Source organism: Paenibacillus sp. QJM3NY_38, from assembly GCF_056173265.1.
Genome location: NZ_CM149665.1, coordinates 5,509,393 through 5,528,548 on the forward strand (window position 1 = coordinate 5,509,393; position 19,156 = coordinate 5,528,548).

A 19,156-nucleotide genomic window follows, 5' to 3' on the forward strand; every position below is an offset into this window, starting at 1 on the left:
TGTGCGAACGGAGGAGCTTAGATCTGGGAGCCGCCTCCATCGACAGGAAACTCAGCCCCGGTGGTATAGGTGGCCTCAAATGCTAGGAATGCAACAGCTTTGGCTACCTCAACTGGATCGCCTAAACGCAGCATTGGGATCTGCTGTCTCATCTGTGCCTTTGTCTGCTCGGCAGCTTCTTCCGGCATTGACTTTTCCATGATACCTGTGTCAATGACGCCGGGGCTGACTGCGTTGACGCGAATTTTTCGAGGTAATAACTCGCGCGCCAGACCTCGAGTCATGGAGCGCAGCGCCGCCTTACTAGCTGCGTAAGCACTGAGCATTGGAAGACCCACTACGTTTACGATTGAGGTGGTAAGGACTACCCCGCTACCTGAACCTAGCAACGGAGCGAGTTTCTGCACGGTAAAATACGGTCCTTTGGCATTGATTGTAAGTATCTCGTCGTATTTTTCTTCGGTCATTGCCTCGAAAGGGACAAACCCCGTAACACCAGCGTTAACGAACAGGGCATCAACTGTTCCAAATTCAGCCTTCACTCGATCGGCTAATGCGGAGATATCCTTCAATGAGGCGGCATCGCTTAAGACCGCGATTGCGTTGTTGCCGAGTTGTTCACGAGCGGCATCCAGCGTCGCCTGAGTACGTCCAGTAATCAGAACGCGTGCGCCTTCATCCACTAGCAACTTCGCCGTCGCAAGGCCAATTCCGCTGCTGCCTCCCGTGATCACGACCTTTTTATCAGAGAATTTGCCTTTACTGAATGGTTCCATTTGAATCGTCCTCCCTTTGTATAATCCGTATTCGGATGATTAGGTACAGGACCGATTATATAGCAATAGATTTAATAAGTAAACTTATTTTATTAATTTTGTTCATTTAATTAATTTAATACATGAAAGGCAGCAAATTTGTTATAATAAGTTCGAGAGGCATTAAAGGGAGGCACTTATCCGTGAGAAAAGCCGTGAGTGTAGAGACATATGTAGAAAAAATAAAACCCGTTATAAGAAAAACAAAGTTCAGCCAACTGAAAGTCGACGATCTCGCAAAATATATGGATATCAGCAAAGTGACACTCTATAAGCATTTTTCCTCCAAAGACGACATCATCGAACAAGTCGTGGATTATTACATTGATTATTCGAAGAAGGCCGACACCGTTGTCAAAGACGATTCCGTCTCTTTTTTGGATCGTTTTCAATTAACATTTTTACAATCTTTGATGTGTGCCGTGTATATCTCTGATTTGTTCTTGCAAGACCTGAAGGAATTTTATCCGCACCATTTTGAGAATCTGTCCGTTGCCCTACAAAATCGGAATAAAAGCTTACAAACTTTTTTTGAATCCGGTATGGAGCAACAGATTTTCAACAGATTGAATGCCGTGATGTTTATGGTTCAAGATGACGCTGTGCTGCGACGCTTTATCGAGCCGTCATTTACGATTCAGTATGATATCACCTTGAAACAAGCGATAATGGATTTCTACTACATGAAGCAGTATCAATTGTTAAAACCTGAATATCTGAAAATCATAGACAATTCCAATATTGAAATGAAGATCGTTCATATTTTGCAAGGCATTTCATAAGTAAAGCGTCCATATCCGATTCCGTTGTGGACTACATTACTTCAACGGAAACGGCAGCCGATCGTCTTGCCGGCTGCCGTAGTTTGTTTCCGAACTATCATCCCCGTTAACTTAATGAATAGCACATATCTTCAACAGAATTTGTACTTCGTACTTTCGGAGCTGGACCGGCCAAATCCCCGCCGCGTTCCATGCCTCAGCACCGCGGGAGCGGGATCTGAAGCGTACGACTCTCTTCAGCGCAATTATTCGTCGTACCCTAGAATCATTTGGTCCAGCGGCGTACCGGCAAGCACCATTGGGTACACGTTCTCATTGGTCGGGATGACGAACTCGACGAGCACAGGTCCTGTCGTCTGCAGCGCCTCAAGCCAGACCTTGGAGGCTTCAGCCTTGTTCGTTGCCCTTAATCCCTTGATTCCGTATGCTTCCGCAAGCTTGACGAAGTCCGGACTGCCGGACAGATCAATCTGGCTGTAGCGTCGTTCGTACATCAATTCCTGCTGCTGCTTAACCATGCCGAGCACCTGGTTGTTCAGGACCACGATCTTGACCGGAATCTGATGAATCGCGCAGATCGCCATCTCCTGCGCGCACATCTGCATGCCCCCGTCGCCGTTGATCGAGACGACGAGGCGATCTGGATTGCCGACTTTAGCACCGATCGCAGCCGGGAAGCCAAAGCCCATCGTGCCAAGACCGCCCGACGTGATGAGTGAGCGAGGATGCTTAAAGCGGTAAAACTGCGCGGTCCACATTTGGTGCTGGCCTACATCGGTGGTGATGATCGCATCTCCTTGCGTCGTCTCGCTAATCATCTCGAGCACATATTGCGGTTTAATGACAGTATCCGAATCGGTATACCGAAGCGGATGCTGCACCTTATACTCTTGAAGCTGCTCGATCCAGGCGCCCGTCTGGGCTGCTTGCGCTTTCGTGTTCGCATAAGCCAGCACGTTTTTAATATCGCCGATGCACGCGAGATCTGTCTTGACGTTCTTGCCGATTTCCGCCGGATCAATATCGATATGGGCGATTCGTTTGGCCTGAGGCGCAAATCCGTCCAGTTTCATCGTAACCCGGTCATCGAAACGCGAGCCGATCGAAATAATGAGATCCGCATTCTGCACTGCCATATTCGCCGCATATACGCCATGATGTCCGAGCATGCCCAGCCACATCTCGTCATCGCTCGGAAACCCGCCGAGCCCGAGCAGGGTCGTCGCGACCGGAATCCGGGTAGTGTGGACGAATTTGATCAGCTCCTGGGAGGAGTTCGAATAGACAACGCCGCCGCCTGCGATAATAACCGGCTTGCGCGCTTCTGCAATCGCCTGAAGCAGCGCATCTATTTCTGCCGGATTCGGCTCCGGGGCTCCATGGTATCCGCGCAACTGAACCGTGTCCGCTGGACAATATGCCATCCGCTGGTTGGTCACGTCTTTTGGAATATCGATCAAGACAGGACCTTTGCGGCCCGTATTTGCAATGTAGAACGCTTCATGAATGATGCGAGGAAGGTCGAGTACATCGCGAACCATGTAGCTGTGCTTCGTAATCGGCATCGTGATACTAATAATGTCCGCTTCCTGAAAAGCATCCGTGCCCATGACAGTTGTAGATACGTTCCCCGTTATGACCACCAGCGGCACCGAATCCATATAGGCGGTTGCGATGCCGGTCACCAGATTTGTTGCTCCTGGACCGGATGTCGCGATACATACCCCAACCTTCCCCGTCGACCTAGCATAGCCGTCCGCCGCGTGAATCGCGCCTTGTTCGTGCCGGGTCAAGATATGCTTGAAGTCAGGCTGATGTACCATCGCGTCGTAAATATAGAGCACATTTCCTCCCGGATAGCCGAATACGCACTCTACGCCTTCCTGCAGCAAGCCTCGCAAAAGCACCTCCGAACCGGTGATATATTCCTCTGATGGCGTCGTTGTTTCATTCGTCATTCCTAATTGCTGTTCCATTGGGCAGCCTCCTTAGTTAAAATAAAATCCCCTCTCCTCCTAAGCAAGCTGACAGCAGTCAGCTCATACAGGGACGAAAGGGGATTTTTTCGCGGTACCACCCAAGTTTGCTGCCTTCTCACGAATGCAGCCTCATGAGGTAAGGCCGATGCCTTACCTGCGGCGCGTTAACGAGCACCATTTCGGTTAAGCCTACTTTCGGGCATGGAATGAGACCAGCCGCTTTCGGTTAACAGCTCCGAGACGACACCATACAAGGGGTTAAGGCAAAGGTTTCAGCGTTTCCTCTGCTCTCTGGGCATAAGCGCCATTGTCGGCTTTCTCTTCATCGCCTGCTGGTATGAAACAAATAACCCCTTCCTTCCCAAGGCTCGAAGCAGCTGCTTGAAGCCTTGGGACGAAAGGGGAATGTTCGCGGTACCACCCAGGTTTACTGCAATTTCGCAATTGCAGTCTCATGAGGTAAAGCCGATGCTTTACCTGCAGCATGTTAACGGATGCCAAGCCGGTTGATCCTACTTGCGGGCATGAAATCACGCCTGCTACGTTCAGTCAACAGCTCCGAGACGACACTATACATGCATTACGACGGAGGTTTCAGCAATCCCTCTGCTCTCTGGACATAAACGCTATTGCATAGCCTTCTCTTCTTCGCTATATTTGGATTTTTCTGATAATAGCACAGACTCGATTTTTTTTCAAACCGAATTGATACTAAGCTGCTTTATGATTATGAGCTCTTGTACCCGTTAAGTTTAACCCATTCATGATTGCCCTCCTATACTAAACTCTTGGAGAAGATTCAAGCTGCTCTGAATGCTGGCTCTGATAATCAATTAACAGTTGCTGCATCTTATCCACCGTGCCATCTGGATGAGGAACATGAATGGAAACGGTCAAATTAGAATCGTTCAAGTAATGAAACGAAACAAGATCAAAATTCAAGATCCCGAGATTCGGACAATGCAGCGTCTTAGGAGCATCAATAGCATCGAGAACCTCGTGAGAATCCCAAAATTCTCGAAACTCCCTGCTAGCCTGTGAAAGCGCCTCGAACTGCTCGGACCACCAAGGATCGTCGACGTGACGTGCATACCCGGCATGGAAATTAGCAACGATTCGCCGAGCATGCAGTTCCCATTGATCTCCCTTTACATAGCGGAAACGGGGAGAAGTAAACGTCATCCAGACCAAATTCCGCTCCCTATCCGACATAACCGTGAGATTCCCATTTAATGCGCAGTAGGCCTCATTCCAGGCAATGATGTTCATGCGCGCATCCATGACATTCGCAGGGGAAGGGTTCTGGCTATCCAAAAAACGTTGAAGTTCCGGTGTTACCCTAGAGGGTTGCTCCGTACCGGCCAAGGGAAATTGCTTACGGGCAAGATGGTACAGATGCCTGCGTTCCGATTCATCTAACCGAAGCACTTTCGCTATTCGATCAAGGACCTCAGCGGATACGTTGATATGACGCCCTTGTTCCAAATAGGTGTACCAATCCAATCCCACGTCTGCCAGCAGAGCTGCCTCGCTGCGGCGAAGTCCGGGTGTTCGTCTGCGTCCGGAATCCGGTAAACCTGCTTGCTCTGGGGTTATTCGTTCACGGCGTGAACGCAAAAAACGGGACAATTCCTCATAACGGTCCAATCTGTTTGCCATGGTCTCCATGCCTCCTACCCATTCATGAACGTAGGATTCCCAATCCTACGATAACTAGATCTCTTCCTAGCCTCTTCGGGTCCATTTAGACTAGTTTATGTCCTCCTTAGGAGGAATAGCAAGAATGGATAGACAGTGATGATCGGCCCCTGTTCAACTCCATTCAGACCCTATCATTGAGGTGATGAAAATGAAAGTAGCCGCCATAGTCGGAAGCATTCGCAAAGATTCATACAATCTGAAGTTAGCCGGTTATATTCAATGAAATGGAAGAAGGAGCTCTCCCAATTGAAGCAGCTCCAAAGTCGAAAATAAACAGAAACCTTGGAGGGAATAAAATGTTTGAGCATATCGTGCTATTGAAATTCAAGCCCGATGTTTCTATTGAAGCAAAAGAAAGTGCAATAAAACGCGCGCATGACTTTAAAAGGAACATTCCGGGGATCGTGGAACTTAGCGTCGGGATTAATGTTACGGAGGAAATAGAGCATATGCAGGGGTTTACGCTGGGGATCCGTGTCACTTTTGAGGATCAACAGGCTTGCCGGGATTATATTCAGCATCCCCTGCATCAAAGTTTATTGCAATCCATCGGCCCGTTTGTTGAAGGAATCGTCGTTATGGATTACCCGTTTGCTTAATGTCCCCCTTTATAACACATTAGAAAGGAGAGATTGCTGAAATGGATAAGAAGCTTGCCGGCAAAGTTGCCTTGGTCACTGGAGCATCCAGAGGAATCGGCAGAACCATTGCCGAGTATTTAGCGAATCATGGCGCTAAGGTGGTTATCAATTTTGCGAATCGTGCAGATCAGGCGGCAGAAGTTGTACAGAATATTCAAAGGAATGGCGGAGAAGCCGCAGCAATTCAGGCCGATATCAGCCGAACCGCGGTCGTTCCCTGACCTGCATCATGTTGCTCAGTTCCCCTGTCGGGAAACGAGCGGCTTTTTCTTGACCTTGAAGGTACCTTTGGCCGGATTGCTTCTTGGATTAAAAAACGCGGCGTATTTACACTCACTTGAACTGCACCTCCAAATTTATCCTTTCCGCGATGGAAGTGACATTGATCGGCTCCTGCTCTCCGATGCACGCAATGATGTGCAGTTCCGTCATATTCAAGCTGAATTCCGATTCAATATGCTTCCGGATATCCTCCAGGTATGTGGCAGTTATTCGGACTTCATATTGCTCTTTTTGCTCAAGAAACTGAACGAAAAATCCATGAATGGCGGTTTTGTTCTTTACTGGCAGTATCCATGATTATGCTGACTCCCTCGACTTATTTGTTTATTATATCATAGATTGTTTCATAAGAAACAAAAAGGCATGCTCATATTAAGATTGGGGTTGACAGGATAAAGAGTGACTGAGTACAATAATATTGTTTCATATGAAACAATATTATATATAATTTTTATCATACCCTTTTTAACAAGCAATAAAAAAGATTCTAACGAAACAATAATTAATGAAGGAGGTGCATACCTGCCAATGGAAATCGTGAATCCGAAGACATTGACGGATAAGGTTACATCTGTAATTTCTCATGTCGTGGTAACTACTGCCTCCAAACTGGCCTTCATCTCAGGTCAGGTTTCTGTAGATGAAACAGGAGCATTGGTCGGTTCAGGGGACTATTACGCGCAAGCGATTCAAGTGTTCACCAATCTTAAGTATGCATTGGAAGCCGTGCAAGCAGATCCATTGTACATTGCAAAAATGAATATTTTTGTGGTAAACCACAACCCGGAATTGATTTCGATTATTTTTGACGGGGGATTTTATGTGTTTGGCCCTAACTGGCCGAAGACAGCAAGTACCTATATAGGCGTTCAAGCACTAGCCGATCCTGAATGGCTTATCGAAATAGACGCTATCGTGATCTTCCCATAATGTTTAAGAAAAGAGGTTATTTATATGATATATGAAGTCATCCTTATCGGTGGCGGACCTGTCGGCATGATATTGGCTGGGGAATTGGCATTAGCCGGTGTAAAGGTCTGCGTCATTGAACGATTAAAAGAGACAAACTCCATATTCACGTGCGCTTACCGTCCATCCACGAACCCTTGAAATATTAGATATGCGTGGAGTGAAATCACAATTAATCAGTCAAGGCCGCTTACTTTCGAGAGGACATTTTGCCGGATTAGAAACCCCCTTGGATTTCTCGGTGTTGGATTATTCTTCCAATCACACCCTCTTTTTACCGCAGAGTGAGACGGAGAAGGTGCTGGAGGAATGGGCGCTTAGCCTTGGCGCAGAGGTCTGGAGAGAGGTTGAGGCTCTATCTGTGCACCAGGATGAGGATGGGGTTGACGTTAAGATCGCGGGACCTCATGGAGAAACAACGTTAAGATCAGCTTATGTGGTAGGTACGGATGGAGCTAGAAGTTTGGTTCGCAAGCATGCAAACATATCATTTGAAGGTACAGATGCGACCTTCACGGCTATTCTGGGGGATGCCGTTCTATCTGAATTGGCTCCTATGAGTGTCATATCCCGGATTACAGAAAAAGGATTGGTCAGCATCATGCCAATCAATGATCATATCTACCGAGTCTTGATGATCGATATGGAGAGACGTAACATCTCTAAGGATGAGAAGGTTACATTGGAAGAGTTTCGTTCATCGCTCATCCGTACGACCGGCAGCGACTTGGGATTGAACGATGTGAAATGGATGTCCCGTTTCGGAAATGCGACGCGGCAAGCGGGACGCTATCGGAATGGTCGATTGTTTTTGGCCGGAGATTCGGCGCACATTCATTTTCCGGCTGGTGGACAGGGAATGAACGTCGGCTTACAAGAAGCGATGAACTTAGGCTGGAAGCTTGCAGGAGCAATCAAAGGCTGGGCTCCGGACTGGCTATTGGACAGTTATCATACCGAACGTTTCCCATGGAATACGGCCTTACTCCGGAATACCGAGGTCCAAACCCTGCTTCTGGACGTGACTCCTCCCATCACGGAACTGCGAAGCATGTTGGCTAATCTGATTCAAATACCGGAGGCTAATTATCAAATCGCTGCACAAATTTCCGCAATGGATGTACACTATGCACCTGACGCCGAAGCGCCTTCCCATCCTTTAAATGGGAAACGGTTCAAGGATCTCAGCTTAAAGCTGAAAGACGGGCAATTGATTAACGCCTATCCGCTCCTGCACAAAGGTACTTTTCTTCTGTTGCATTTCCATTCTAATGAACAGAATAGCGGCCAATGGGAAACGTATAGCCATCTTCAAGTTGTGCATGCCTCTTTGGCTGAGGCTGACGCGGATTGGAACGACGTCCACACGGCGCTTATTCGGCCGGATGGACATATTGCCTGGGCGATTCCTCTATCCGATCCGAATCCAATGCAAACCATAAATGAAGGAATCACTCGCTGGTGCGGAAACATTACGGTTTAGTAATTCGTTTGAGGTGTGTAACTGCCTTCCCCTTACCCAGCTAAGGCAAGGTCTGTAGATGATTGAACAAGCGCCGTCCTTTATGACAATGGAATCAAGTTCTTATCTTCAGGTTGGGATAAAACTTGATTCCTTAAATCCCTCTTCCAACCCAATTCTGCAGAACGCATCATCACAGCCTTGATCCAGGCGCTTTACCACTATTTGTGATACGGTTTAACTTAACGCACCCGGTCCAGAAGCTATAATCAAACAACATGCACAGCAGGCCACCGAAGAAATCGGTGACCTGATCTGATATTATTTGTTCAACTTATATAGAAGCTTGGTTTTCAAACATCCGCATTGCCGGTTACGCTCCATTTCGTTCCGCAGCTGCAGATCGGCGACGCATGGATAATGAAATTATAGCCGGGATGAGTCCAATGGCAACGAAAGCTCCGCCAAGCAAACCAACGGATGCTAGCGAGATGTTTTCTACAACAATGCCTCCGATTACAGCCCCCACAGCCATGCCCAACTGCACAATAGAATTATTCAAACTCAGGATGATTCCCGAAGCCTGAGGAGCCATGCCGATTAAATAAACTTGTTGAACCGGCCCCGTCGACCAAGCGAAAAAGGACCATAACATAAGCAAAGGCAACACGATCATGGGCGAGTGGGAGAACGCCGTCAGTAATAATAATATTCCCGAGTGAAAGAGCAAGCCTCCAATCATCGTACGGGGGATACCCCATTTATCTGCACCGTAACCGCCAACTTGGGACCCTATGAGACTGGCCAGCCCAAACGCAAACAACCCGATGTTTACCATCCTTTCGCTCATCCCCGTAATGTCCAGAAGAAACGGCGTTATATAGGTGTACAGCATCGTATAGCCCAATATCCAGAAAAAACTGATGGAAAGCGCGACAGTGATTCGGGGGCTTTTTAATAAGGCAAGCTGTTCCCGAATAGGAACGGGAGCCTCTCCTTCCGATCTCGGAATCGCCAGCAAAAGGACCAGCATCGCGATCAAGCTCAGGGCTCCGACTCCTGTGAAGATGATTTTCCAATCATGTGAGCCCGCAATGATTCTCCCAAGCGGTACCCCTAAAATAAGTGCGAGATTAAAGCCCACTAGAACCGTGGCGATTGCGCTGCCCTGTTTTCCTGGATGAGATATTTTAGCGGCAACCGTCAGGGCGACGACCATAAATACCCCCGTGCTGATCGCCAAGATAATTCTTGCTCCAAGCAGCATGCCGTAGCCTGTAGTTGTGACCGTGATCAAGTTCCCTACGAAAAATAATCCCAAAGCCGACAGCATAAGCTTTCTTCGATCCATTTTTGCCGTGAGCGCAATTAGGATCGGGGTGCCGATGGCATAAGCAAGCGAGTAGACCGTAATCAACTGTCCGGCCGCCGCTACCGACACTCCAATATCACTTGCAAGCATATCCAAGATGCCGGCAATCACGAACTCTGAAGTTCCAACTAAAAAGCTGACAATGGCTAAAATATAAATTTTCCATGAATTTCTCATCTATTTCTCCTCTTTTCATTTCAACAGATCTAAATCTTTAGAAATCATATTTAAAAAAAATGCTCAATTCGCCGACTTCACTTCTCGGCCCAATCAAGCCTCCTCGTTCCAAGCGTTCGTGGTCTGCTTTAAGCGTTATGGCCAGATGTCTGACGTGCCAGCTCCTTACGGACAATCGGCGCTACTTTGGTCCCTAGAAGCTCAATCGTCTGCAGCAAATCGCGATGCGGCAGCGAACTGAAATCGTTGTACATCATGAAGCGAGTCAAGCCAAGATTCTTATGCAGCAGCACGATTTTTTCTGCGACATATTCGGGATCTCCGACGTAAAGAGCGCCGTGAAGGCTGCGGGCTGAATCGTACGAGTCACGTGTATAGGTAGACCAGCCTCGTTCCCGTCCAATGTGGTTCATTTGGCCAGCCATGACAGGGTAATACCGCTTAGCTGCCTCTTGTGCCGTATTCGAAATAAAGCCATGCGAATGTGTAGCAATTTGCAGCTTATTCGGGTCGTGACCAGCTTTCACGGCGGCTTCTTTATAAAGCTCCACTAAGGGTGCGAATCTTTGCGGCTCCCCTCCCAGGATTGAGAAGGCAATAGGAAGTCCCAGCAAGCCGGCCCGAACAGCTGATTCCGGATTGCCGCCCGTACCGATCCAGACAGGCAAAGGCTCCTGCTGTGCACGAGGATAGACGCCCATGTTGTCAATCGCCGGGCGAAGACCGCCACGCCAGGTCACCTTTTCGGAAGCGCGAATCTTCAACAGCAGTTCCAGTTTCTCTTCATACAATTCCTCGTAATCTTTCAGGTCATAGCCGAATAGCGGGAACGATTCAATGAACGATCCCCGTCCGGCCATGATCTCCGCTCGCCCGTTCGACAGACCGTCCAACGTAGCAAAGTCCTGATATACCCGCACAGGATCGTCCGAAGATAGCACCGTCACTGCGCTCGAGAGCCGGATCCGCTTCGTTGTAGCTGCAGCTGCTGCCAGAATGACAGCTGGCGACGAGCTTGTATATTCGATGCGATGATGCTCGCCGATGGCATAGACGTCAAGGCCGACCTGATCTGCCAATTGGATTTCTTCGATCGCCTGGCGCAGCCTCTGGGCATGCGAGACACCGCCATTTCCGGGATTTGCATGAAGGAAGGTGCTCATTCCAATCTCCATCGTATTCGTTTGACCGCTCATAGTTATTCTCTCCTTCTTAATATGGAATAGGGGGATTAGTAAAAAACTGTTGAATAATCATTCCAAATCGACTCGTTCGCTAAAATCCATTTAAGTATAAGCCTCAATCAATTCTATAGTTCTAAACTTATAGAATTGATTTCCGAAAAAATTACGCCAACAAAAAGGGCGCAAATTTTTCCGCTATTTCTCGATTGACGTTATAGTGAATAAACGATCCATTCTTGCGAGAATCAATCAAGCCAGAGTCCGTCAATTGCTTTAAATGATGCGATAGCGTCGAGCCTGCAACCGATTCAAGCCTTTCACCGACGGCGGTGAAGCATAAATCGCTCTCTTTCGCGAGCAGTAAAGCGATTTTCAACCGGGTTGGTTCCCCCAAAGCTTTATACACTTTAACCGCTTGCCCGATATCTTCTTGATTTTCTCCCACTGTATCCACCTCCCCGCATATCTTCTGCAGTTCTATAACTATCGAAATCAAGTTTAGCACCATGTCATTCAAATGTAAAGGGCAGATCTGAACCCTGCTCCTTCTACTTCGCTAATTTTATTCCTCGACGGCGATGCCGGCAGCTCTTAAATGCCCGTAGGCAACGATTCTACTAAACTGAGATGAAACTTCATCTGCAGGAAGGGGTTTATCGTTTTTAATCCACCAAATTACAATCCCCATGAAAGACGAACCGAGGTATTCGATCAGCAATTCCTTGGATATCGCTAATGGGGAGTTTCCCTGAGCAGGTTTCCACCCCTCAATTAATTTATCTTTAATGATATTTTCCATTTTCGCTTGAAACTGATAGATTCTATTCTCATCTATTAACATGGAATGATAAAAGGTCAAATTTAGAGAAATATGCTCCAGTACAGTTTGCATGACTGTCTCGAGTAGAGAAATACTGAAAGGATTCATGCTGATGGGACAAAGAACGACCGCATCCTTTAGGTCGCTCAACAATTCATTCATACATGTATCTAATAAATCAGGCTTGTTTTGGTAGTGGAGATAAAATGTGTTTCGATTGATCATAGCCCGATCGGCAATATCCTGGATCGTTATGGATTCATATCCCTTTTCCTGAATAAGCTCATAAAACGCCTTTCGAATCGATTGTTTCGTGCGCAGTATTCTTAGGTCGGTTTTCTTGTTCATTGTTTTCGTTCCCCCTACATTTATTTAGGTCGTTAAGCGACAAAGTTTTATGAGTTGTCTGTTATCCATCATAACTAAAAATATTGAATATTGAGCGTTATATTAGCCCCTATTATAATGAGCAAGAGATAAATAAACAACGTCATGTTCATTATTTATCTAATGACCAAAAAAATCCAAGGAGGATATTCCAATGACATCCAATCATCAACATGAGCTTGTTCGTAAGGCAGTCGCCGTACTGGAAAGTTTTGAGAGCGGCAACCCCGAAGCGATTACGGCTTACGTTCATCCAGATCAATATATTCAGCACAACCAGGCCTTACTCGATGGCCGTGAATCCATGCTTGGAGCACTTGATCATTTAAAGGACATCGGTACTAAGGTAAGCGTTAAGCGTACTATAGTCGACGGAAATTATGTGGCTCTTCATTCTGTATATCATTTTCACGGTCCTAAAATCGTATTTGATATCTTCCGTTTTGAGAATGGACTAATCGTCGAGCATTGGGACAATTTGCAAGAGATGGTGGAGAAGACACCAAGCAATCATACGATGATCGACGGACCGGTTACGATTAAGGATATCGACAAGACGGATGCCAACAAAGCATTTGTCAGAAGCTATGTTGAGAACATCTTGCTTGGGAAGAACCCTGACTTGCTTGCCTCTTACTTTGATGGAGATCACTACATTCAGCATAGTCCGCATATTGCAGATGGCCTTTCAGGTCTTCACACTGCTTTGCAGGCTCTGAAGGAGAAAAATGTTGAGTTTCAATATACTCATGTCCATCAAGTTATCGGTCAAGGCGATTTTGTTCTTACAATGAGTGAAGGTCTGTTTGATGGTCAGCATACCGCTTTCTACGATTTGTTCCGCGTAGAGGATGAAAAGATCGCTGAGCATTGGGACGTAATCGAGGCCATCTTGCCGGCAGAAAAACGAAAAAATTCGAACAGTAGATTTTGAAGTTTGTGTAGCTGAATCGCAAGAAAGACATCGCCGAAATTTAAGTGCGGTGCTGTCTTTCGATTCACGAATGTACTTGAGTGATCATTTTTGTAATCAAATGGAAACAGAAGCGTTGCTGCAGCAACGCTATTTTTGTTCATTGCCATGAAGTGACCGTGTAATGCAGCCATATTATATGGTGGACCTTTCACATATGAACATCGCAGTTGATAATCAACCATATGTTCGTTATAAAGAGACAAGGAGTAGTGGATCGTGAAAATGCTGAAACAAAAAATGATGTGGCTGGGAATGGTGCTCGTCCTGATCGTGTTGACCGTATTCGGGGTAGCGATGATGGGATCGGTGCTTGGATCGAAGCCAAAGGAGGTCCCGGTGGCCCTCGTTATCCTTGACCAGCCGGCAGAGCTGCCGACTGGAGGAACGTTTGCGGTAGGGGAAGTGATCCGGGAAAAGTTGCTGTCGAGCCCGGCAATGCCGTTCGTCTGGCATGTCGTGGATTCCGAGTAAAAGGCTCGGGAAGGACTGGATAAACGCGAATATTACGGAGCGATGGTGATTCCGGCGGATCTGAGCAGCGGTTTACTCTCGTTAGCAACTCACTCGCCGATTCACCCAAATGTAAAGATCATCTCCAACGAGGGTATGAACACCCAAGCTTCGATGGTCGTAGGACAGGCAATGGGACAAGCGATGAAAATGATCAACGGAGAACTGTTGCAGCAGCTGCTTGGGCAGATCGGACAGCAAACGGAGCAAATTCCGGTTGAAACGGCTAAAGCTTTAATGACACCGGTAAACGTTCAGGAGGAAGTCGTGCATCCACCGGGAGTGAATAATGCGGCGGGGAATGCGCCGGGTTTGTTGACCCAGATTATATGGATCGGCAGCATGGTGACCGGAGTCGTCTTGCTCCTGGCTGCCCAGAAGGCGGTCGCCGCGGGCTCAAGGAGATGGACAGTCAGCGCGCTGCAAGCTATCGGGGGGCTTGCGATCGTCGGCATAGCCTCGTGCTTCACCATATGGATGGCTTCGTCGTGGTACGGCATGGAACTGGCGAACGCGGGGGAGACGTGGTTGTTCTTATGGTTGGCTGGATCGGCGTTCTTCTTGTTGCAATCTTCCTTGCTGAATTGGATCGGATTCCGTGCAATGCCGCTGCTCGTACTGCTGATGTTCTTCTCCGTGCCGCTCCTGAACATGGCTCCGGAGTTCTTGTCGCAGACGACGCGAGATTGGATCTATTCGTGGACGCCACTGCGGTTCGCGGCAGGAGGGCTACGCGAAGTAATGTACTTCGGCGGACTGGACGCAGCTCACTCAAACGCCTTGATTTTGTGGGGCGTCGCCGTTGGATTTTTGGTCTTGCTGCTCTCTTCCGGATTTAGGTTCGGTCGAGCGACAGATGCCGCTCCTACTTCTGTTACAAGCGATTAAAATAAAGTAAGAACAATCAACGATGCATTGTACTTCCTTTTTTAAGCTCATGTAATAATTAATTGCGTTAAATGTGCGTTAAATGTAATCCCTTTTTACCCATCTTTATTATGCTCAATATTCGTCCCCAAGACCATTTCTGGGAAGTATTAAAAAGTTATAAAAAAAGCAAAAACCCTTGATGATATACCATCAAGGGTTTTCTTTGTATGGAGCCTAGGGGGATCGAACCCCTGACCTCATCGCTGCCAGCGATAGAACGGCTTTCCGATGTGTTCCGACTAAAACCGGTACACCTTGTCCTGTCTGGGTTTTCACAGTTTACTAAAGGATCTAATCAGATACATTATGATGGTTGGGGACAAAGTTCGTCCCCAATTCGTCCCCATCTGCTGTCCGGAAGCATGAGCAGTAACGGTCAGCGCCTATATCATAAACTTGGTTACCGTGACATGTTTTTTTTGAAAAGCAAGGGATCTTGGTGGTGTAAATATATGGATGTTAAGATCACGGAGAAGTTATAGAAAATTCTAAAATAACAACAAAAAGAAACCCTTTAGTTTGTTTGTCCCAGGGTTTCTTCACCGATTTGACCGATCTCATCGGATTGTAATCGGTAATTCCGTATTAGATAATGTTATGGATGAGAGCATTTCCCTATCGTTAGATGTCTCGCCTCAAAAAACAATTATACTTCCGATGGAATTTAGAGCCTCAAGAATGTAGTACGAGTTCTGCTTCTTTATCAGAGACTACGGTTATAGTTGTTGTGCCCATAAATCTGTCTACAGATATTTCAGTGAATTTCTCAATTAAAGCATCTTTACCGTACTTACTTTCAACTTCGAGTGTTATAAGGAACACAATTTCTTTTTTTGCTCTAGTCAAAGCAACGTATAGGTAGTTCAGCATCTTATTTTGATCGCTTTTTTCTTTAAAAAGATAAGCTGCAAGGTCTGTGGTGAGTACAAATAAGCATCTATCACCTTCTAAACCTTTAATACTATCAATTGAATTTACTAATATTTCCCCACCTGTAGGCACTTCTCTTAATAAATTTAGCGCCCCACCGAGTTTGCCCATATCTTGTGGTTCTAATTTAATATCTAGATGCTTCTCGACAATTTTAAATATCGGAATATTACTGTTGGTTTGATCTAAAGTATCAAAAATAATCTTGTTCAATAAATAAACAGTTTTATCCACTTCATGTTTTTTGACCTTTGATTTTCCAACTAATAATTTTAGTTCATAATTGATGTTCTGTTCCTTTCCCTCATCATAAACATGCGTTTGGAATCTCTCGTTCTTTTTATAGATATATACATAATCCCAGTTATTTGGATTAATGAAATCATCTTTAGACACCTGACTCTCGAACTCAAAGCTCACCAAACCTAGCTCTGATGTTTGAGGAATTTGTCTTTCTTCTTCTAATATATATTGATTAGCAAGATTAACATGGAGTATAGGACATCTATGGTTATTAGCTATAAATTCAGTACGGTGCTTATAAGTATAAACAATCTCTTTAAATATACTTCTTCCTCTAAGATCTTGTTTTGGGTCTCCTACAAGATACATTTTAATTCCCTTGCTATCTAGCATCTTAATAATTTCTGCGAAATGCTCATCTATATCTTGAGCTTCATCTATAAATACCGAATCTAAATACCTAGATATTATCCCAAGTATTTTTTCACGTTTTTCTCTAGTTATTTTTTTGTCGCGAGTTTTCTTACATACAATCCATTTTGCCCTCTCTGTAACTTTTTCGACATGAATTATCTTATTAGCTTCAAGATCTTTAATTTTAATGGCTTTATATCTTGGGTTATCTGATAGTTTGTATTGAGATACTTGAATAAATTGCTGGTCAAAAAGAAGATGATTGAATGGAAAAATAATTTCTCTTATTAAAAAGGCATGAGATGTTTCAATAAATACTTGGTTCGGTATACTACCATGGAGTTCAACTATCTTCTTTCTTATACTATCTTTCGCTGCATTAGTATATGCAATAACATAAATAATTTTTCCATCCGTGACACCTTTGTATCTATCCAACACCATTCTTGCCATAGAACTTGTCTTACCTGCACCCGCTCCTGCAACAATAATATCCATTATTTTTCACCACTTTGGAGAAACTTAATGACTTTATTAATATGTTGCGGTAATTCTATATCTTTTAGATCATCCTTTCCAAAATCCTGACAAAATTTTAACATCGTATCTGCTTTAGAATTTCTCCATTTGTTAGATAAAGACTCCGGTGTATCTATTTCTGTCCAATCGTGATTTGTAATAAAATATGATTTTAAAATCTCGAAATTACCGCTTGTTTTAACAAATTCAGGTTCAAGTGTGTATTCTGTAGTAGTTGTTACAAGGATATTATTAAATTCATTATATATTTCATGGTCTTTTTGAGCTTTTTTCTGATAATCAAAATCCCTAATAATCCCGATTTTATTTGGAGTATCTTTATTAACCCTAAGCCAAATATCTAACATTTTAGTAAATCCTTTATGCAACGAAATAACTTCGATATCATTTAGGATATTGCTCTGCGAACTCAAATAGGATCTTATTAACATTTCCTCACTTGGGCCTTCAACTAATATGCATTTTCTTGAAAATAAAAATTTTAAAAAATCAAGATTAGGTTTCTTAGCTAAGTAATTTAATTGTTCTGGTTGCATAACAGATTTCAAGGAAAATGCATCCCCATTACTTACAACTACAACGTTATCCAATTCTAATTTATTTAAAAATTCAGAACTATGCGTGGATATAAACAATTGAGCATGATTACTAGAACTAACTACAGATTTTATAAAACTAGCAAGTAAATGTTCATTACTAACGCATAAATGAGCCTCTGGTTCTTCAATAGTTAGTATATTTAAGGCAATATCTGATTTGATTTCTAATGAATTCATCATAACTAATAAATAAATCAAATTCCGATACCCTAGGCCTTGAGTATTTAGATAATCATCTCCAAATCCAAGACGAACATTATTAAGTAACGAATTCATACTGGGCATATTTGGAAGTAGTGTGATCTCATTAAAAAATTCTTTTGCGTTTTCAATGTCTGAATGTTCTTGCCAGTTAAAGATGCTTTCTAACTTGCTGATTCTTTTTAATTCTGAGAAAAAAAGTTCATATGATTTTTCAACTTCAACTTTTTGAATCTCACTAAGCTTATTATGTAAAAGATTAACTAATGCTTTCGAACCTAGTTGAGTATTTTTATTTGAAAAATCATCCCTTTCAGCTGCTAAAGAGTTATATTTAAAATTTACTAATTCATTAAATGTTACTTGCTCACCGGTTGATGGTACAATTATCGAATATTTATATAATTCAATAGGCAATAAGTTCATTTTTATATTTTCAATATTATTATTCACTTTCAAAATACTAACAATATTATTAAATAACTCTTTTGGATTAGCAACACTGTATTGATATCTAATAGCGTACAATGGGGGATCACAGTCTATAGAATTTATCCATCTACGAATATAATACTCATCTGCTCCATCGGCGATAAAGTTCATTTCCACTATTACTGAAGGTATACTTTTCACGAAATCTTCTAATTCAATCTTATCTTCTATAAACTCATTTATATGTTCACTAATAAAATTAAAATACAATTCTCTAGCATCTTTATTTATATCAAACCACCCTAAATTTTTGTTAGTATTTCCAACTTCATCATTGGGAAATGGCAATGTAATAGCCTTCAGCAAATTGCTTTTACCGCTATTATTCTCCCCAATAAATATGCTCAGTTTATTTAATTCTATGTTTATATTTTTTAGATTTCTATAATTTTGAATACTTAACCTTGAAATTATCAATTTATTATTCAACCTTTCCAAATACCATATTTTTCAATTGCTATTAATTTTAATACTTACTCATTCTGAAAATCAATATGTTTTGTTGAAACCTTTCAATACCTCTATCTGTAGACTGGCGGATGCTTCAAATAAATTAGTGCTCAACTTCCTTAGAAAGGAAGGATCGCCGTGTCATTCTAATCGCTGCTCTTTAGTCATTTCTTCTCATCGGTCTGGAAGCCTGATTCATACCATCCCCATAAAATGTTTAATTATAACTGCTACGGCGTTATCATATTCTTGTCCAATAAATTCAAAAATCTCATAAGCTATTCAAAGCATTAAATTGCA

17 protein-coding genes and 1 pseudogene are annotated in these 19,156 nt (G+C 44.1%); 9 read left to right on the forward strand and 9 right to left on the reverse strand.

Features of this window, described 5'->3' with window-relative positions; translation table 11 throughout:
- Nucleotides 1-17: 17 nt before the first annotated feature.
- Nucleotides 18-776, reverse strand: a complete 759-nt coding sequence (locus AC0VZ8_RS25370; RefSeq protein WP_475484818.1) for an SDR family oxidoreductase — start codon at nt 774-776, stop codon at nt 18-20.
- A gap of 182 nt (nt 777-958) precedes the next feature.
- Between AC0VZ8_RS25370 and AC0VZ8_RS25375 the strand changes: the two genes are divergently transcribed.
- Entirely contained in the window at nt 959-1,597 is a 639-nt protein-coding gene (locus AC0VZ8_RS25375; RefSeq protein WP_475484819.1) for a TetR/AcrR family transcriptional regulator, read from the forward strand.
- A gap of 245 nt (nt 1,598-1,842) precedes the next feature.
- Here AC0VZ8_RS25375 and ilvB read toward each other — a convergent pair whose 3' ends face one another.
- Both ilvB and AC0VZ8_RS25385 read right to left on the reverse strand, forming a co-directional pair.
- Entirely contained in the window at nt 1,843-3,573 is a 1,731-nt protein-coding gene (gene ilvB, locus AC0VZ8_RS25380; RefSeq protein ID WP_475484820.1) for a biosynthetic-type acetolactate synthase large subunit, read from the reverse strand.
- A gap of 783 nt (nt 3,574-4,356) precedes the next feature.
- Entirely contained in the window at nt 4,357-5,235 is an 879-nt protein-coding gene (locus AC0VZ8_RS25385) for a helix-turn-helix transcriptional regulator (protein WP_475484821.1), read from the reverse strand.
- A 338-nt stretch (nt 5,236-5,573) separates the two neighbouring features.
- Between AC0VZ8_RS25385 and AC0VZ8_RS25390 the strand changes: the two genes are divergently transcribed.
- From AC0VZ8_RS25390 to AC0VZ8_RS25410, 5 genes and pseudogenes are all read left to right on the forward strand, one after another.
- The gene (locus AC0VZ8_RS25390) at nt 5,574-5,876 is read left to right on the forward strand and encodes a Dabb family protein (protein WP_475484822.1); all 303 of its coding nucleotides are present in this window, start codon (nt 5,574-5,576) and stop codon (nt 5,874-5,876) included.
- 41 nt (nt 5,877-5,917) lie between these two features.
- Nucleotides 5,918-6,139 carry an SDR family NAD(P)-dependent oxidoreductase gene (locus AC0VZ8_RS25395; RefSeq protein WP_311200692.1) on the forward strand — a complete coding sequence of 74 codons (222 nt, stop codon included), beginning with the start codon at nt 5,918-5,920 and terminating at the stop codon, nt 6,137-6,139.
- A gap of 49 nt (nt 6,140-6,188) precedes the next feature.
- A complete protein-coding gene (locus AC0VZ8_RS25400) occupies nt 6,189-6,497 on the forward strand; it encodes a hypothetical protein (RefSeq protein WP_475484823.1) in 309 nt (102 codons plus the stop codon).
- 231 nt (nt 6,498-6,728) lie between these two features.
- A complete protein-coding gene (locus AC0VZ8_RS25405) occupies nt 6,729-7,130 on the forward strand; it encodes a RidA family protein (RefSeq protein WP_071218114.1) in 402 nt (133 codons plus the stop codon).
- A 24-nt stretch (nt 7,131-7,154) separates the two neighbouring features.
- Nucleotides 7,155-8,652, forward strand: a pseudogene (locus tag AC0VZ8_RS25410) (monooxygenase).
- A gap of 352 nt (nt 8,653-9,004) precedes the next feature.
- On the opposite strand, the gene AC0VZ8_RS25415 reads toward AC0VZ8_RS25410, so the two are convergent.
- The 4 genes from AC0VZ8_RS25415 to AC0VZ8_RS25430 form a co-directional block, all read right to left on the reverse strand.
- Entirely contained in the window at nt 9,005-10,180 is a 1,176-nt protein-coding gene (locus AC0VZ8_RS25415; RefSeq protein WP_475484824.1) for an MFS transporter, read from the reverse strand.
- Nucleotides 10,181-10,308: 128 nt separating this feature from the next.
- A complete protein-coding gene (locus AC0VZ8_RS25420; protein ID WP_475484825.1) occupies nt 10,309-11,376 on the reverse strand; it encodes an LLM class flavin-dependent oxidoreductase in 1,068 nt (355 codons plus the stop codon).
- 151 nt (nt 11,377-11,527) lie between these two features.
- Nucleotides 11,528-11,809: an ArsR/SmtB family transcription factor gene (locus tag AC0VZ8_RS25425; protein WP_071218110.1), complete on the reverse strand. Its 282-nt coding sequence runs from the start codon at nt 11,807-11,809 to the stop codon at nt 11,528-11,530.
- A gap of 117 nt (nt 11,810-11,926) precedes the next feature.
- The gene (locus AC0VZ8_RS25430; RefSeq protein WP_475484826.1) at nt 11,927-12,532 is read right to left on the reverse strand and encodes a TetR/AcrR family transcriptional regulator; all 606 of its coding nucleotides are present in this window, start codon (nt 12,530-12,532) and stop codon (nt 11,927-11,929) included.
- Between the two features lie 193 nt (nt 12,533-12,725).
- Here AC0VZ8_RS25430 and AC0VZ8_RS25435 point away from each other — a divergent pair, with 193 nt between their 5' ends.
- From AC0VZ8_RS25435 to AC0VZ8_RS25445, 3 genes are all read left to right on the forward strand, one after another.
- Nucleotides 12,726-13,505, forward strand: a complete 780-nt coding sequence (locus AC0VZ8_RS25435; RefSeq protein WP_475484827.1) for a nuclear transport factor 2 family protein — start codon at nt 12,726-12,728, stop codon at nt 13,503-13,505.
- 258 nt (nt 13,506-13,763) lie between these two features.
- Nucleotides 13,764-14,018 carry a YhgE/Pip domain-containing protein gene (locus tag AC0VZ8_RS25440; protein ID WP_475484828.1) on the forward strand — a complete coding sequence of 85 codons (255 nt, stop codon included), beginning with the start codon at nt 13,764-13,766 and terminating at the stop codon, nt 14,016-14,018.
- A gap of 42 nt (nt 14,019-14,060) precedes the next feature.
- Nucleotides 14,061-14,945, forward strand: a complete 885-nt coding sequence (locus AC0VZ8_RS25445; protein WP_475484829.1) for a YhgE/Pip domain-containing protein — start codon at nt 14,061-14,063, stop codon at nt 14,943-14,945.
- Between the two features lie 714 nt (nt 14,946-15,659).
- Here AC0VZ8_RS25445 and AC0VZ8_RS25450 read toward each other — a convergent pair.
- Nucleotides 15,660-17,072, reverse strand: coding sequence for a UvrD-helicase domain-containing protein (locus tag AC0VZ8_RS25450; RefSeq protein WP_475484830.1), 1,413 nt, complete (start codon nt 17,070-17,072; stop codon nt 15,660-15,662).
- The gene (locus AC0VZ8_RS25455) at nt 17,072-18,835 is read right to left on the reverse strand and encodes an ATP-dependent nuclease (protein ID WP_475484831.1); all 1,764 of its coding nucleotides are present in this window, start codon (nt 18,833-18,835) and stop codon (nt 17,072-17,074) included. Before AC0VZ8_RS25455 ends, AC0VZ8_RS25450 begins: the two co-directional genes overlap by 1 nt.
- Nucleotides 18,836-19,156 lie beyond the last annotated feature (321 nt).